This is a genomic window from Labrys sp. 22185 (assembly GCF_052045555.1).
GTDB classification, from domain to species: domain Bacteria; phylum Pseudomonadota; class Alphaproteobacteria; order Rhizobiales; family Labraceae; genus Labrys; species Labrys neptuniae.
This window is the reverse complement of the sequence record NZ_JBQEPH010000130.1, coordinates 1-535: the sequence shown is the minus strand read 5'-3', so window position 1 is coordinate 535 and position 535 is coordinate 1. Positions and strand designations below refer to the sequence as shown.

The window sequence follows — 535 nt, the reverse complement described above, 5'->3', positions numbered from 1 at the left end:
GAGCTGGGTCAGCGCACCGCCGACCGTGTCATATTTGCTCGCAATCCCGGCATTGCCCTTGTCGTCGACAGCCGTCACGGTCTGGCTGAAATTAGCGATCTTGCCGGTAGCAGGATCATAGCTTGCCCCCCCGCCCAGCGTCGAGGCCGTCGTCGAGCCGAGCGTGTTGACGTTATTGCCGAGATTGGTCACCGACGTCGCGACGGTGTTGAGCTGGCTGAAATTGACCGCATCATTGGGATCACTGCCGTCGGCGAGATTAGTGACCTTCTTGTTGCCTGCGTCGATGCCTGCGGTGGTCACGCTGGGCCCACCGGTGATGGTGAGACCGTCGGTGGTCACCGTGGTGTTGCCCACGGTCAAGCCGGCGGCGTTGAGCGTGTTGCCGCCCGCCGTGACGCTGTCCAGCGTGATGCTCTTGGCGAGATCGAAGGTGGCGTTCGGACCGTTATGGGCGACGACGATATTGCCGTCGGTGTTGCTCAGATCCACCGTGCCGCCAGGACCGACATTGCTCTTGCCCGCGGTATCGCCG

General features: G+C 62.8%; 1 pseudogene. It reads right to left on the bottom strand.

What is annotated here, in order from left to right:
- Positions 1-535: pseudogene (locus ACTJKX_RS38260) on the bottom strand (hypothetical protein); the annotation flags it as partial.